General features: G+C 64.3%; 13 protein-coding genes. 9 read left to right on the top strand and 4 right to left on the bottom strand.

Going from position 1 to position 14,364, the window contains the following annotated elements; translation table 11 throughout:
- Positions 1–156 precede the first annotated feature (156 nt).
- The 4 genes from IVB41_RS07820 (at position 157) to IVB41_RS07805 (ending at position 3,954) form a co-directional block, all read left to right on the top strand.
- Positions 157–1,890 carry an adenylate/guanylate cyclase domain-containing protein gene (locus IVB41_RS07820; protein ID WP_247428709.1) on the top strand — a complete coding sequence of 578 codons (1,734 nt, stop codon included), beginning with the start codon at positions 157–159 and terminating at the stop codon, positions 1,888–1,890.
- Positions 1,891–2,025: 135 nt separating this feature from the next.
- A complete protein-coding gene (locus IVB41_RS07815; protein ID WP_247428706.1) occupies positions 2,026–3,225 on the top strand; it encodes a molybdopterin-dependent oxidoreductase in 1,200 nt (399 codons plus the stop codon).
- A gap of 11 nt (positions 3,226–3,236) precedes the next feature.
- Positions 3,237–3,545: a cytochrome c gene (locus tag IVB41_RS07810; protein ID WP_247428703.1), complete on the top strand. Its 309-nt coding sequence runs from the start codon at positions 3,237–3,239 to the stop codon at positions 3,543–3,545.
- A gap of 208 nt (positions 3,546–3,753) precedes the next feature.
- The gene (locus IVB41_RS07805) at positions 3,754–3,954 is read left to right on the top strand and encodes a cold-shock protein (protein ID WP_007596519.1); all 201 of its coding nucleotides are present in this window, start codon (positions 3,754–3,756) and stop codon (positions 3,952–3,954) included.
- A gap of 171 nt (positions 3,955–4,125) precedes the next feature.
- Here the strand turns inward: IVB41_RS07805 and IVB41_RS07800 are convergent, their stop codons facing one another.
- A complete protein-coding gene (locus IVB41_RS07800; RefSeq protein ID WP_247428700.1) occupies positions 4,126–4,587 on the bottom strand; it encodes an Lrp/AsnC ligand binding domain-containing protein in 462 nt (153 codons plus the stop codon).
- Between the two features lie 114 nt (positions 4,588–4,701).
- Here IVB41_RS07800 and putA point away from each other — a divergent pair, with 114 nt between their 5' ends.
- From putA to IVB41_RS07785, 3 genes are all read left to right on the top strand, one after another.
- Positions 4,702–7,713 carry a bifunctional proline dehydrogenase/L-glutamate gamma-semialdehyde dehydrogenase PutA gene (putA, locus tag IVB41_RS07795; protein WP_247428681.1) on the top strand — a complete coding sequence of 1,004 codons (3,012 nt, stop codon included), beginning with the start codon at positions 4,702–4,704 and terminating at the stop codon, positions 7,711–7,713.
- A 113-nt stretch (positions 7,714–7,826) separates the two neighbouring features.
- Positions 7,827–9,032, top strand: coding sequence for a CaiB/BaiF CoA-transferase family protein (locus tag IVB41_RS07790; protein ID WP_247428677.1), 1,206 nt, complete (start codon positions 7,827–7,829; stop codon positions 9,030–9,032).
- 150 nt (positions 9,033–9,182) lie between these two features.
- Positions 9,183–9,830, top strand: coding sequence for a glutathione S-transferase family protein (locus tag IVB41_RS07785; RefSeq protein WP_027565239.1), 648 nt, complete (start codon positions 9,183–9,185; stop codon positions 9,828–9,830).
- A 9-nt stretch (positions 9,831–9,839) separates the two neighbouring features.
- On the opposite strand, the gene IVB41_RS07780 is transcribed toward IVB41_RS07785, so the two are convergent.
- The 3 genes from IVB41_RS07780 to IVB41_RS07770 form a co-directional block, all read right to left on the bottom strand.
- Positions 9,840–10,004 (bottom strand): hypothetical protein, encoded by a 165-nt coding sequence (locus IVB41_RS07780; RefSeq protein ID WP_197031092.1) that lies wholly within the window; start codon positions 10,002–10,004, stop codon positions 9,840–9,842.
- Between the two features lie 99 nt (positions 10,005–10,103).
- Entirely contained in the window at positions 10,104–11,654 is a 1,551-nt protein-coding gene (locus IVB41_RS07775; RefSeq protein WP_247428656.1) for a hypothetical protein, read from the bottom strand.
- A gap of 94 nt (positions 11,655–11,748) precedes the next feature.
- A complete protein-coding gene (locus tag IVB41_RS07770) occupies positions 11,749–12,744 on the bottom strand; it encodes a hypothetical protein (RefSeq protein WP_247404358.1) in 996 nt (331 codons plus the stop codon).
- Between the two features lie 289 nt (positions 12,745–13,033).
- Between IVB41_RS07770 and IVB41_RS07765 the strand changes: the two genes are divergently transcribed.
- Both IVB41_RS07765 and IVB41_RS07760 read left to right on the top strand, forming a co-directional pair.
- Positions 13,034–13,405: a Crp/Fnr family transcriptional regulator gene (locus IVB41_RS07765; RefSeq protein WP_027520234.1), complete on the top strand. Its 372-nt coding sequence runs from the start codon at positions 13,034–13,036 to the stop codon at positions 13,403–13,405.
- The gene (locus tag IVB41_RS07760; RefSeq protein ID WP_247282469.1) at positions 13,402–14,214 is read left to right on the top strand and encodes an MBL fold metallo-hydrolase; all 813 of its coding nucleotides are present in this window, start codon (positions 13,402–13,404) and stop codon (positions 14,212–14,214) included. Before IVB41_RS07765 ends, IVB41_RS07760 begins: the two co-directional genes overlap by 4 nt.
- Positions 14,215–14,364: the final 150 nt, after the last annotated feature.

Raw genomic sequence — 14,364 nt, 5'->3', positions numbered from 1 at the left:
GCCCACCACAAGTGCCGATTGGTGGGCACGGCGCCAAGACGCCTTCCCACCCTACGATTTCGTCACCCTGCCGCGGATGTGATCCCGCAAGCTGGCCATCCCCGGAATTAAACGCGACGCTGGCTGTTCTCCTTCATGAACTGATACAACAGAATCATGGCCGCAACCGCATCCTCACGATTTTCCGAGCTTTCCCGCGCCATCAGCGTGCGCCAGGTGCGGCTGGTCTGCGGCGTCATTCTGTTCGCCTATGTGGTCAGCCATTTCCTCAACCATGCGCTCGGCAACATCTCGGTCGATGCCATGGAGATCGGAGTCTACTACCACACGCTGTTGTGGCAGTTCCTGCCGGTTGCGATCACGTTCTACACGGCGGCGCTCACGCATATGGGGCTCGGCATCTATGCACTGTATCAGCGCCGGCAGTTCCGCTGGCGGACGGTCGAGCCGCTGCAGCTCGTGCTGGGCTTGAGCATCCCCGCGCTGGTCATGGGGCACGTGATCGGCGTGCGGCTCGGCCAGACGCTGTACGGGCACCAAAAGCTCTATCCGCAGGAACTCTATCTGTTCTTCGTTGCGTCGAACCGCATCTGGACCATGACGATCCTGCTTCTCATCGCCTGGGTGCACGGCTGCATCGGCATCTATTTCTGGCTTCGTCTCAAACCGTTCTTCACGCGCGCGGCGCCCTATCTGCTCGCGGCGGCCGTGCTGATCCCGACGCTGTCGCTGCTGGGTGTCTACCAGGGTGGCCGCAGCGTCGAGGTCGAGGCCGACGACGGGGAATGGCGGACGCACAATCTCACGCGCCGCCAGGTCGGCACGGCTGCCGAGGCCACGACGCTCGACCGCATCACCGGCGGCCTCACCGCCGGTTATCTCGGATTGCTCGCCTTGGCGCTCGCCGCACGCGGCGTGCGGGCCTTGCGCGAACGACGCGGTGGCATGATCGCGCTGTCCTACGGCAACGGCAAGACGGTGCGGGTGCCAAAAGGCCTTTCCGTGCTGGAAGCGAGCCTGCGCCACAATGTGCCGCATGCCAGCGTCTGTGGCGGCCGCGCCCGCTGCTCGACCTGTCGCATCCGCATCATCGGCGATCATGACGCCCTGCCCGAGCCGTCGCAGCGCGAGGCATTCGTGCTCACCCGCGTCGGCACCAGCGACCCCTCGATCAGGCTCGCCTGCCAGCTGCGGCCGACGTCGGATCTCTCCTTCTTCCAGCTCTTCACCGCGCATACCCTGACGGCGAGCACACAGGCCTCGACGCCCGCCAGAATCGGCCAGGAGCGCTATCTCGTCAGCCTGTTCGTGGACATGCGCGGCTCGACGCAACTGGCCGAGAAGCGGCTGCCGTTCGACACCGTGTTCATCGTCAACCGCTTCCTCGGCGCCGTCTCGCAGGCCGTGATCGAGAATGGCGGCCAGCCGAACCAGTTCGTCGGCGACGGTATGCTGGCGCTGTTCGGGCTGAGCGCCGATCCACAAGAAGCCTGCCGGCAGGCGCTGAAGGCCGCCGCCGGCATCGCCAGGCAAATCGACGATCTGAACGAGCTCCTGAGCCACGATCTGCGCCAGCCGATCCGCTTCGGCATCGGCATCCACGGCGGCGAGGTCATCATCGGCGACATCGGCTATCGCGATCACATCGTATTCACGGCGCTGGGCGATGCCGTCAACGTCGCGGCCCGCCTCCAGGACATGACCAAGACACTGGCCTGCGAAGCGATCGTCTCGGAGGAAGTCCGCCGCACCGCGGGCCTTGCCGACGATGCGCTGCCGCAGCAGGAGGTCGCGATCCGCGGCCGCGACGAACCGATGGCCGTGCGTGTGGTTGCGGACGCGAGGGAGCTGTCGGCGCTCGTCGATCGCGGCGAACGCGTCGCGGCGTAACACCGGCTTGCTGCAACGCAGCGGCATGGGCCTGCTGCGAAAGCACGAATTGACTTCAACTGAGTCGTTGCGACACATGAGTGCGAGATCGCGGTGATGACCGTGATCCACCGAAAAGCTCCGGGAGGAGACCACATGTTCGATCGACGCGACCTGCTCAAAGGAGCGGGCCTTGCCGCTGTTGCGACTGCACTGAACTCGACCAAAGCGCTGGCACTCGACACCGTCGCCCTGCCCTTAGCCAATGGCGAACGGCCCTTGGTGAAATACCCGCAGAAGCGGCCGATGATCGGCCTGACCAGCCGCCCGCCGCAGCTCGAGACGCCATTCGCGGTCTTCAACGACGGCCCGATCACGCCGAATAACGCGTTCTTCGTGCGCTATCACCTTTCCGACCTGCCCTACAGTCTCGACCCCGACAAGTTCACCCTCGAGGTCAAGGGCAAGGTCGACAAGCCGCTCAAGCTGTCGCTGAAGGACATCAGGAAGATGAAGGCGACCGAGATCGTCGCCGTCAACCAGTGCTCCGGCAACAGCCGCGGCTTCCTGGATCCGCGCGTCGCCGGCGGCCAGCTCGCCAACGGCGCGATGGGCAATGCGCGATGGCGCGGCGTGCCGCTGAAGGCCGTGCTGGCGATGGCGGGCGTGCAGAGCGGCGCCAAGCAGGTCACCTTCAACGGCATGGACGGTCCGGTCAGCGACAAGACGCCCGACTTCGTCAAGGCGCTCGATATCGATCACGCCAGCGACGGCGAGGTGATGCTCGCCTATGGCATGAACGGCGAGGACCTGCCGTTCCTCAACGGCTTTCCGCTGCGCCTGATCGTGCCCGGCTATTTCGGCACCTATTGGGTCAAGCACGTCAACGAGATCACCGTCATCGACAATGTCTATGACGGCTTCTGGATGAAGTCGGCCTATCGCATTCCGGACACGCCGAACAATGCGGTCGAGCCGGGCACCGCACCGAAGGCGACGATCCCGATCAACCGCTTCACCATCCGCTCCTTCATCACCAGCGTCCCCGACGGAGCCAAGCTGAAAGCAGGCGGCACGACGCTGCGCGGGATCGCCTTCGACGGCGGCAAGGGTATCAAGGAGGTCGCGGTCTCCACCGACGGCGGCAAGACCTGGACCGGCGCCAAGCTCGGCAAGGATCTCGGCAAATACTCATTCCGTGAATGGACGCTGCCGGTGAAGCTCGCGGCGGGCTCTCACGAGCTCAAGGTGCGCGCCACTGGCAATGGCGGCGAAACCCAGCCGGATACGCCGCGCTGGAATCCGGCGGGTTACTTGCGCAACGTCGTCGAAACCGTCCGCGTCACCGTGGCTTGAGGGGAATGATCATGCAGCGCACCGCTCTTCTCGCCATTTCGCTCGCGCTCGCCGCCGTGGTGGGTTCTGCACTTGCAGCCCCGGTCAATTACAAGACCCCCGATGAGGTCGCGGCGTTCAAGCCCGGGCCCAATCTTGAAGTCGTGCAGGGCAATTGCAGCGCCTGCCACTCCGCCGACTACATCAACACGCAGCCGCCGATGAAGGACAAGAAAGGTTTCTGGCAGGCCGAGGTCACCAAGATGATCAAGGTTTATGGCGCGCCGATCGACAATGCCGATGTCGGCAAGATCGTCGATTATCTGGCCGCGACTTATTGACGGATGGCACGCGGCGCGCGGACCAAGTGACCGCGAAACGGGCAAATCCGGCAAAAACGCCGCGAAGTTGAGCGGAATTCGGCGAAAGGCGGATGTGGTTTGAGCTACCAAGCCAGCCACATTCCGCGTATCGTATTAGGACCGAACCGGCCGGTTGGCGGGGACTGGCGGTTCGCGATCTCGGAGGAAGACCCGCGGAGAAGTCGTGATGGCTAAAGGTACGGTCAAGTGGTTCAACCCGACGAAGGGTTATGGATTTATCCAGCCTGCGTCGGGCGGCAAGGATGTGTTCGTGCATATCTCGGCAGTGCAGAAAGCCGGCCTGTCGTCCCTGAACGAAGGGCAGACGGTGGAATATGAAGAGATCGCAAACCGAGGCAAAAGCTCCGCAGAGAACCTCAAAGTATAAGCCCGGCGGCTTTCGCTAACTCCCGGATCGATCCGGGAGCCGGGCCAAGAAAATTTCAGAAGTCGGTCAGTGCATTCGACGACAGGCGTTGCGATTGCACACGGAGAACTATTTGTCCCGCGAAGATCGCCCGTTCAACGCCACAGCAATGACAATCGCGACAGCACTTCGTTAGTCCACCGGCAATGGTGCGTCGCGCTTGATCTCTTCCATCACCGCATAGGTTCGCGTTTCGCGCACGCCGGGCATCGACAGCAAGGTCTCGCCGAGGAAGCGCCGATACGCGGTCATGTTTGCCAGCCGCGCCTTCACAAGATAGTCGAAGCCGCCGGCAACCATGTGACACTCCAGCACCTCGGGCGCGAGTTTCACCGCGCGGGCAAAACGCTCGAAATTATCAGGCGTGGTCTTGTCGAGCAGCACTTCGACGAACACCAGGAGCCCAAGGCCGAGCCGGTGCGGGTTGAGCCGCGCTCCATAGCCCTCGATAAAGCCCTCTCGCTGCAAACGCTTCAGCCGCTCGCCGATCGAGGTCGGCGACAGCCCGATGCGCTCCGCGAGCTCGACATTGGCGATTCGCCCGTCCTGCTGCAAAATCGAGAGGATCTTCCGGTCTGTGCGATCTAATTCCATACTTTATGAGGTCAAATGGCTGCGAGGCTTAATTTCCTAAGCCAGATCGGCTAAATTGTCTATCGAGCTAAGGTAACGCCGGCATTATCCTGGATTGGAGCCACAGGACACGTCATGCCGAACATCCCGCCTCCCTTCTCCGCCGCCTACGCGCCCGATGATGCCGAGATCGCCGCGCGCCTTTTGCCGTCTGCGCATCTCGGCCCGCCGCAGGAGGCGCGGATCGATCGCACCGCGACACGGCTGATCGAAGCCATCCGCAAGCGCGACGATCGGCTTGGCGGCGGTCTTGGCGGGGTAGAGGACATGCTGCGGGAGTTCGCGCTCTCGACCAAGGAAGGCCTCGCTTTGATGGTGCTGGCCGAGGCGCTGCTGCGCGTGCCGGACGCGCGCACCGCCGACCAGTTCATCGAGGACAAGCTCGGCGAGGGCGACTTCATCCATCACGAGACCAAGTCCACCGCCTTCCTGGTCAACGCCTCGGCCTGGGCGTTGGGCCTCTCGGCGCGGGTGATCCAGCCCGGCGAGACGCCCGACGGCACCATCGGCCGTCTCGTGAAGCGGCTGGGCGCACCGGCCGTGCGCACCGCCACGCGCCAGGCGATGCGGCTGATGGGCAATCATTTCGTGCTGGGGGAGACCATCGCGCAGGCCCTGGAGCGGGCCCGGCCGCGCTCGGGTGAGAGGGCGCGCTATTCCTTCGACATGCTCGGCGAAGGCGCGCGCACGGCCACCGACGCCAGGCGCTATTTCGACGCCTATGCCAGTGCCATCGAGACGATCGGCAAGGCGGCCGGCAACCATCCCCTGCCCGACCGGCCCGGCATCTCCGTCAAGCTCTCGGCGCTGCATCCGCGCTTCGAGGCGATCAGCCGCGACCGCGTGATGGCCGAGCTGGTGCCGCAACTGCTGGACCTGGCGCAGCGCGCCAAGGCCCATGATCTCAACTTCACCGTCGATGCCGAGGAAGCCGACCGGCTGGAATTGTCCCTCGACGTGATCGCGGCAACGCTCGCCGATCCCTCGCTTGCCGGTTGGGACGGATTTGGCCTCGCGATTCAGGCTTACCAGAAGCGCGCCAGCGACGTGATCGACTATGTCGATGCGCTCGCCCGCGCGCACGACCGCAAGCTGATGGTGCGGCTGGTCAAGGGCGCCTATTGGGACACCGAAATCAAGCGCGCGCAGGAGCGCGGGCTCGACGGCTATCCCGTGTTCACCCGCAAGGCGATGACGGATCTGAACTACGTCGCCTGCGCTCAAAAGCTGTTGAGTCTGCGGCCACGGATCTTCCCGCAATTCGCCACCCACAACGCGCTGAGCGTGGCGACCGTGCTGGAGCTTGCCGGCGTCAACGGCGGCTTCGAATTTCAGCGCCTGCATGGCATGGGCGAGGCGCTCTACGAGCAGCTCGCCAAGGATCACCCCGAAATCGCCTACCGCACCTACGCCCCGGTCGGCAGCCATCGCGACCTGCTCGCTTATCTGGTGCGGCGATTGTTGGAGAACGGTGCCAATTCCTCCTTCGTGGCACAGGCGTCCGATTACCGCGTGCCGGTTACGGCGCTGTTGCAACGCCCGGCGGATGCCGTCGTCCGGCCGCAGCAGGCGTCCCATCCGAAAATTCCGCTGCCGGGCGATCTGTTCGCGCCGGAACGGCGCAATTCGCGCGGCGTCGAATTCGGCGCGCGCGCCGCGCTCGAGCGGTTGCTGACCGAGGTCAAGGCCGAGACGATCGACTTCAAACCTGTCACTGAGGCAACGCCGGATCAGGCCAATGCGGCAGTGGCTGCAGCGCGCGCCGGCTTTGCCGCCTGGAGCCGGACACCCGCAGCCACGCGCGCGGCGGCGCTGGAGCAGGCAGCGCATCTTCTGGAGAACCGCGCGCCCCATTTTATCGCGCTGCTGCAACGCGAGGGCGGCAAGACGCTCGACGATGCGCTGTCGGAACTGCGCGAGGCCACCGACTTCTGCCGCTATTATGCCGCGCAGGGCCGCAAGCTATTCGGCAACGATGTGGCGATGCCGGGTCCGACCGGCGAAAGCAATGCACTGGCCATGCGCGGCCGCGGCGTCTTCGTCGCGATCTCGCCATGGAATTTTCCGTTGGCGATCTTCCTCGGCCAGGTCACGGCCGCGCTGATGGCCGGCAACAGCGTGGTGGCCAAGCCCGCAGAGCAGACCCCGCGCATCGCGGTCGAGGCGGTGCGGCTGCTGCACGAAGCCGGCATCCCCGCAAGCGCGCTGCACCTCGTCGCCGGCGACGGCCACATCGGCGCCGCGCTGGCCGCGCACCCCGATATCGCCGGAATCGTCTTCACCGGATCGACCGAGGTCGCGCGCAGCATCAACCGGGCGCTGGCAGCCAAGGACGGGCCAATCGTGCCGCTGATCGCGGAGACCGGCGGCATCAACACCATGATCGCGGATGCGACCGCGTTGCCCGAGCAGGTCGCGGACGATGTCGTCACCTCGGCGTTTCGTTCCGCCGGCCAGCGCTGCTCGGCGCTGCGGCTGCTGTTCGTGCAAGAGGACGTCGCCGACCGCATGATCGAGATGATCGCGGGCGCCGCGCGCGAGTTGAAGATCGGCGACGTAAGCGACGTCGCGACCCATATCGGCCCGGTGATCGATGTCGAGGCCAAGCAGCGCCTCGATGCGCATATCGCACGAATGAAGAGAGAGGCGCGGCTGCACTTTGCCGGCACCGCGCCGAAGGGCTGCTTCGTGGCGCCGCATATTTTCGAGCTTGAGGATGCCGGCCAGCTGACCGAGGAGGTGTTCGGCCCGATCCTCCACGTCGTGCGCTACCCTGCCGAAAATCTCGAACGCGTCCTGCAAGCCATCGAGCGCACCGGCTACGGGCTGACGCTCGGCATCCATTCCCGCATCGACGATACCATCGAGGCGATCGTCGACCGCGTCCAGATCGGCAACATCTACGTCAACCGCAACATGATCGGCGCCGTCGTCGGCGTGCAACCGTTCGGCGGCAACGGCCTGTCCGGAACCGGCCCGAAAGCCGGCGGCCCGCACTACCTCGCGCGCTTTGCGACCGAGCAGACCGTGACGATCAACACCGCAGCAGCCGGCGGCAACGCTGCCCTGCTCGCAGGGGATGAGTGAGGCGCGGCGAGGAGCGTTGCATCCCGCCGAAACATCGGTCTAATGCTGCCCGTGACGTGGCCCTCGCCAATTCCAGCGCGCGGGAAACAACACGAGTGAGGGAGCAATCCGCGATGGAAAAGGGCATTTTTGCAGGGCTCAAGGTGCTGGATTGCGCGAGCTTCATCGCAGCACCAGCGGCCGCGACCGTGCTGTCGGATTTCGGCGCCGATGTCGTCAAGATCGAGCCGCCCGGTGCCGGCGATCCCTACCGCAACCTGCCCAACATTCCGGGCTATCCGACCAGCGAGCACAATTTCGCCTGGCTGCTGGAGGCCCGCAACAAGAAGAGCATCGCGCTCGACCTCGCAAAGCCGGAGGCGCAGGCCGTGCTCTACAAGCTCGTGGAAGAGGCCGACGTCTTCATCACCAACATGCCGCCGCCGGTGCGCACCAAGCTCGGCATCACCTATGACCACCTCGCCCATCTCAATGATCGCCTGATCTACGCCTCCTTCACCGGCTATGGCGAGAAAGGCGAAGAGGCCAACAAGCCCGGCTTCGACAGCAACGCCTATTGGGCGCGCTCCGGCCTGATGGACCTCGTCCGCGCCGACACCGACACGACGCCGGCCCGCTCGGTCGCCGGCATGGGCGACCATCCCTGCGCCATGGCGTTCTACGGCGCCATCGTCACCGCGCTGTACCAGCGTGAGAAGACCGGCAAGGGCTCGCATGTCGCCTCCAATTTGATGGCAAACGGCGTGTGGGCTGCGAGCGTGCTGGCGCAGGCAAAGCTCTGCGGCGCCAAGTTCGCCGAGCGGCGGCCGCGCGAACGCGCGTTGAACGCGGTCGCCAACCACTATCAGTGCAAGGACGGCCGCTGGCTGATCCTGTCACTGCTGAGCGAGGAGAAGCAGTTTCCGACGCTGGCCAGGTGTCTCGGCCGCGAAGACCTCGTCACCGATCCGCGTTTCGCTACCAAACCCGACCGCCACGCCCGATCCGTCGAGCTGATCAAGATCTTTGACGAGACCTTCGCGACCAGGGATCTCGCCGAATGGCGCAAGATCCTCGACGGCAACGGACTCGTGTTCGGCATCGTCGGCATCCTGGACGACATCCCGAACGACAAGCAAATGCTCGACAACGAGGTGCTGGTGCCGTTCGAGAACGACACCATGCTCACCATCTCCAGCCCGATCTGGATCGACGGCGCCAAGAAAGTGCAGCCGCGCAAGCCGCCCGGCGTCGGCGAGCACAGTGACGAGATTTTGCGCGGCGCGGGATACGACGACGCCGCGATCAAGCAGCTGCGGTCGCAGGGGGCGGTGGGGTAGGCAATACGCTGCCACAACCCCGTCATTGCGAGCGCAGCGAAGCAATCCAGAATCCCGCCGCGAACGCATTGCTGGACTGCTTCGCTACGCTCGCAATGACCATGTCAGGAGATCGCGGTATAGTAGTCGGCAAAGTAATCGCGAGGTCCCATGCCCAGCTACCGCCTGCACTACTTCCCCGAATCCGGCAACAGCTACAAGCTGGCGCTGATGCTGACGCTTTGCGGCGAGAGGTTCGAGCCGGTCTGGACCGACTTTGCCGGCGGCGTCACGCGCACGCCGGAATGGCGCAAGAGCGTGAACGAGATGGGCGAGATTCCCGTGCTCGAGGTCGACGGTGTGAAGATGACGCAGACCGCGCCTCTCCTGCTCAAGCTTACCGAGCAGTACGGGCGTTTCGGTGCCGAGACCGAGGAGGAAAAGTTCGAGCTGCTGCGCTGGCTGTTCTGGGACAACCACAAGCTCACCGGCTACATGGCGACCTACCGCTTCATGCGCGCCTTCACGCAAAGTAACGATCCGCAGGTGCTGAAACACTTTCGCAGGCGGCTCGAAGACTTCCTCGGCATTCTCGACGGCCATCTCCAGCACAATGAATTCGCGATCGGCACCAGGCCGACCGTCGCCGATATCTCGATGATGGCCTATCTGCACTATCCGAGCGACGAGCACGGCTTCGATTTCGCGGAAAGCTATCCCGCCATCCACGCCTGGCTTGGCCGCATGGCCGCACTGCCCGGGTGGAAGCCGGCCTACGAGCTGCTGCCCGGCAAGCGGATGACGAACTACGCGAAGTGAGCGTGCCGACTACTTCAGCGCCAGCCAGCCGAGCGTGAACAGGATTCCACCGATGATGACGACGACCGTGACAGCCCAGGTGCTGACGCGGATGCTGCCGGTGACCTGCTTGGCCTCTTCATTCTGCGCGATCTCGCGATTGCGCTCCTTGTTGGCTTCGCTGGAGTCCGTCATGGGTCATCCAAACCGGTTGTGGGCTTTATCTTGCGCGTGATCTTCGGAAAACCGCTGCACACTTTGCGCTGGCGCGGCCCTCCGGGTCCGGATCACGCGCTAACGCGTCTTGATGAAGCACATGCCGATGCGGCGCGAGGCCGCGGCAGCCTGACAGGTCAATCCTTTAGCACAGTTCCATGACGTAAAACTCCTGTCGGCCGATCCCGATCCCGCATTTTCCAGGGAACAATGCGCGCCCCAGCCGTCCTGATATTCGGTCCCGGCCAGCTCAGTGCTGCCGCGGGTCTGCGGCCGGCTGGCAAATCCGCGTGAGAAATCAGGACGTTTGCCTGCGGCCATCGCGGTCAGGATGTCGCGGCGGCGGACCTGGTCGCCAAGAAAATGCGGCGAAGCCGGCACGATGGTCGCATTGGACGGCTTGTCCGCGAGCCAATCGACGCCCGGGAAATGAAAGCCGCCGATGCCGCGGGTCTGGTGGCACCCGGCGCAGGTGATATCGTTGAGGCGGCGCTGGAAGCCCGCGACCGAGCGGACGTTCTGCAGATCGATGCCACGCGCCGCAGCCTGCTTCAGCGCACCAACCACGTCGTTGTCGGAGAAGACCGGCTCGCCTTGTCCCTCTCCGTTGCCCTCCCCTTGCATCATCCCGAACTCCGGCTGCAACGGGGAAGAATCGAGGCCGGCGGGCGTCGGCACGATTGCAGCCTTGGCCAGGAATTTTTCCGGGATCAGCACCGTCCCGCGATCGAAGTCGCGAAGATGGTCGGGCGCAAGCAGCCAATCCCTGAAGTCGCGCCGGAGATCATTGTCGGCGAGAATGCGGTCGCGGTCGATCTGGTTCTCCAGGGTCGATTCCGCGAACGTCTTGGAGGCGGCGTCGTACTTGAACACCTTGAGCAGATAGTCGGAGCGGAAATCGTGCAGCGCCGATTTCGCTGCAACCGAGATCTGAACGTTGGTCTCGATGCGATCGAGCGTCGCATCGTAAGGGAAGAAGTCGCTGTCGATCAGCCCCTGCCAGTCGCCATCGCCGAGCCAGCGTCGCGCGACCTCGGCGCAGGTGATCCGCTTGCCGCTCCCGTCCATCTGGCGCGCGTCGCGCGCCTTCATCACCAGATTGAGCGTCATCGGCAGCCGCGTGGCTGTCCTGCCGCCGTCCGGTTTGGTCTCGAAACGCGCAAGACGATAGATCAGCCTGATCTCGCCGCAAGAGTCTTCCGAGACATAGGCCCGGTCCATGCGGTTGACGATGCCGGCCAGCACGAAACGGGTGTCGCGGGATTTCAGATTGGCCCGATCGAACAATTGTACGTCGAAGCCCTCGCCGACGCCGATGGTCTCGGTCGAATATGCCGCCTTCTGCCGCGCGACATAGCGGTCGATCTCGGCGTCGATTGCGGGGCGAATTTCCTTGAGCTGCGACAGCCACGAAAACATCAGATCGGTCGTCAGCGCAAAGTTCGCGTTCCGCTCCGGCCACAATAGGCGTGAGATCGTGAGCGCATCGTGCTGGTCAATCTCGCGCAGGAGATCGGGATCGGTGATCGCCGTGCCGCGTGCCAGTTGCGCGTTCTCCGCGGCCAACAACGACACGATGCCGCCGAAAAATACGGCAGCAGCAACGAGAATTCGCAAGGCGCGGCTCATGCCTCAGGTAACACCGCGCAGGGACGACTATTCAAGCAAAAAGGCGCTTCACCTGGTGGTGAAGCGCCTCTTCGAAAGTCGGATGATGAGCGGCTCAGCGCGCGACGATCAGCCCTTTGCTGGTGACGACCACCCAGCGGCCGTCCTGGCGGCGGATCGCATCGACACGGCCAACCCCTGGGATGGGGTCACCGGCATAAACCTCGTAGAGCCCACCGCGGCCCTCGACCAGTGCACCACCGTTGGAGACGTCGCGCAGCACCCAGCCTTCGACCGTCGGCAGCCTGCCGACCTCGGTCTTGGGTGCGGCGGGAGCCGGCGCAGCTGCTGCGGTCGCAACCTGGGCCGGAGCGATCGAGCCGGTGGTCTCACGGGCCGGCACGGCGGCTGCGGCCTGGGCGGGCGCCGCCGGCGGAGTGGCACGGAGCTTGTCGACGGTCTCGGACAGCTTCGCGATTTTGGCCATCGGCTCGGCTTGCGCCTTCTCGAGCTTGTCGAGGCGGTCGTTGGTCCGGTTGAACTGGCCGAGGCCGGTCTTGGAGGTGTGCTCGACATTGGCCTTGAGCGCGACGACATCGGCATCGATCCGGGCGACCGAGGATTCCAGCGCGCTGGTGTCGGCGACCTGTGCCGGCGCGGGGCTTGCGAAGTGCATCATCCCTGCGGTCGCGAGCGCGCCGCTGATGGCGCCGACACTGGCCGCAATCGCCACCACCGCGGCCATCGCCGACAGGCGGCGCTTGCCGCCGGTCTCGCGCGGCTCGTCCGCCTTCACATGCGGCGCAAACTCCTCGCCGCCCCAAGACCGCTCCGCGGGTGCCATGACGATGAGCTTGCCGGGCTTTGGCTCGGACCTGGTTTCTGGCTTGGGCTCGGCTTTGGTTTCGAACTTCGGCGTCTCGATCCTCGATGCCTCGATTTTTGGGGGCTCGACCTTGATTGGATCGGGCTTGACCGGATCAGGCTTCGGCGGCGTCTCGTGGTCGGGGGCAATCGAGGGGGCCTCGATGCCGGCAGCAGCCTCGATGGCCTGCGGCACGGTCGCTGCGGCTACGACGACGCCAGTATCCTGGGCGGCCTGCTCGGGCATTGGTTCGCTCACGGCTCAAATACTCCAGTCTCGGTTGACCTTTTGGTAACTTTCATTGCTTGCGAATTCCTTACCTGCGGACCCGCTTACCAAAATTTTAGGAACTCATCCGGGGCCGAATTGGGCCGGGAAAGTGGAACCGGTGTGACGGCGTGCAACAAATCGTCAGCCGATGCTGCCCTGCGGTAGGGCACGCTCCCGCCAGAACAGGCTGTTTGCCCGCCCCTGTTACCCCGCTAACATGACTGCCTGTCAGCCAGAACGGCTGCAGAGGCCCTTGGGGGGTGCCATGACGATCGAGAAGTGCATCAACGAGTTTGGCGTCGATGACATCATCTTCGAGGAAGGCTCGACCGGCCGCGAGCTGTACGTTGTCCTCGACGGGGAGGTCGAGATCGCCAAGTTCAGCGGCGCCAGCAAGACCAGCATCATCAAACTCGGCAAGGGCGAATTCTTCGGCGAGATGGCCGTGATCGACGGCTCCGCACGTTCGGCGACCGCGATCGCGGCGGCGCCGAACACGAAGGTGATGAGAGTCAACCACGCCCGCTTCGTCTATCTCGTCAGCCAGCAGCCGGCCTTTGCGCTGATGGTGATGGATGCGCTGTCGAAGCGCCTGCGCGCCGCCAACGCGGTCAGCTACCGGGCGGCCCAATCATGAGCGACGGCAAGCCGACGGCCTTTCCGGTCCTGATGAAGAACGACACCTGCTCGCTGATCCAGGCGGCGGACGACGTCTACCAGATCCGTTTCTCCAATCGCGCCGCCAATGTCTATCTCGTGCGCGGCTCGGCGCGGACCATCCTGATCGATACCGGGCTGTCCTCGAACTATGCGGCGATGGTCGAATGCCTGAACTTCGTCGGCTGCCCGCCGGAGAAGATCGACATGGTGGTGCTCAGCCACGAGCATCTCGACCATATCGGCGCGGCCTGGCACTTCAACGAGCGCCGCACCTTCGTCGCCGCCCATCGCCTCGCCGCCAACAAGATCATGCTGCGCGACGACTTCTCGATGCTGCGAAAGATGTTCAACGAGCCGAACGTGCCTGTTAATATCGACATCTGGCTCGAGGAGGGCAATCTGATCGACCTCGGCAATTTCCGTCTCAACGTGATGCACACGCCCGGCCACACCTCGGCCTGCATCACGCTGTTCGACCAGGACAAGGGGCTGTTGTTCGCCGCCGATACGCTCATGCCCGGCGGCGTGATGGGCGGCGTGTTCGGCTCGGGAAGCATCGCCGACTACATCGAATCGCTGGAGCGGCTGAAGGGGCTGGACTCGAAGATCCTGCTGTCTGGTCACGGGCGCCTGTCGGACACACCGCAGCAAGACGTCCGCATCGCGATTGCTAGGTCGCATGGATTGCTGGACGACACCGCGCAACTGTTCGACGCGCTTGATGCGCGCTCGAACTTCGAGCCGATCATGCAGTCGGTGCGGGATCTGAACAAGCTGGATGATTAGGTGGGCTGGCGGCTGCGTGTGACTCTTTGCGGAAGAAGCACGGCGCTTCAGCATCGTCATTGCGAGCGCAGCGAAGCAATCCAGAGTCCCACGGAGGAGACAGTCTGGATTGCTTCGCTACGCTCGCAATGACGGAGTGTAGGGTTACCA

It is taken from the genome of Bradyrhizobium sp. 44 (assembly GCF_023073095.1).
In the GTDB taxonomy this organism is placed as follows: domain Bacteria; phylum Pseudomonadota; class Alphaproteobacteria; order Rhizobiales; family Xanthobacteraceae; genus Bradyrhizobium.
Note: the sequence above shows the minus strand (reverse complement) of the source record. Positions and strands in the feature narration are given on the sequence as shown.

Coding starts and splice junctions, on each gene's coding strand:
- IVB41_RS07790 (WP_247428677.1), top strand. CDS start 7,827: ATGGAAAAGGGCATTTTTGCAGGGCTCAAGGTGCTGGATTGCGCGAGC.
- IVB41_RS07770 (WP_247404358.1), bottom strand. CDS start 12,744: ATGCCCGAGCAGGCCGCCCAGGATACTGGCGTCGTCGTAGCCGCAGCG.
- IVB41_RS07805 (WP_007596519.1), top strand. CDS start 3,754: ATGGCTAAAGGTACGGTCAAGTGGTTCAACCCGACGAAGGGTTATGGA.
- IVB41_RS07820 (WP_247428709.1), top strand. CDS start 157: ATGGCCGCAACCGCATCCTCACGATTTTCCGAGCTTTCCCGCGCCATC.
- putA (WP_247428681.1), top strand. CDS start 4,702: ATGCCGAACATCCCGCCTCCCTTCTCCGCCGCCTACGCGCCCGATGAT.
- IVB41_RS07785 (WP_027565239.1), top strand. CDS start 9,183: ATGCCCAGCTACCGCCTGCACTACTTCCCCGAATCCGGCAACAGCTAC.
- IVB41_RS07810 (WP_247428703.1), top strand. CDS start 3,237: ATGCAGCGCACCGCTCTTCTCGCCATTTCGCTCGCGCTCGCCGCCGTG.
- IVB41_RS07815 (WP_247428706.1), top strand. CDS start 2,026: ATGTTCGATCGACGCGACCTGCTCAAAGGAGCGGGCCTTGCCGCTGTT.
- IVB41_RS07775 (WP_247428656.1), bottom strand. CDS start 11,654: ATGAGCCGCGCCTTGCGAATTCTCGTTGCTGCTGCCGTATTTTTCGGC.
- IVB41_RS07780 (WP_197031092.1), bottom strand. CDS start 10,004: ATGACGGACTCCAGCGAAGCCAACAAGGAGCGCAATCGCGAGATCGCG.
- IVB41_RS07760 (WP_247282469.1), top strand. CDS start 13,402: ATGAGCGACGGCAAGCCGACGGCCTTTCCGGTCCTGATGAAGAACGAC.
- IVB41_RS07800 (WP_247428700.1), bottom strand. CDS start 4,587: ATGGAATTAGATCGCACAGACCGGAAGATCCTCTCGATTTTGCAGCAG.
- IVB41_RS07765 (WP_027520234.1), top strand. CDS start 13,034: ATGACGATCGAGAAGTGCATCAACGAGTTTGGCGTCGATGACATCATC.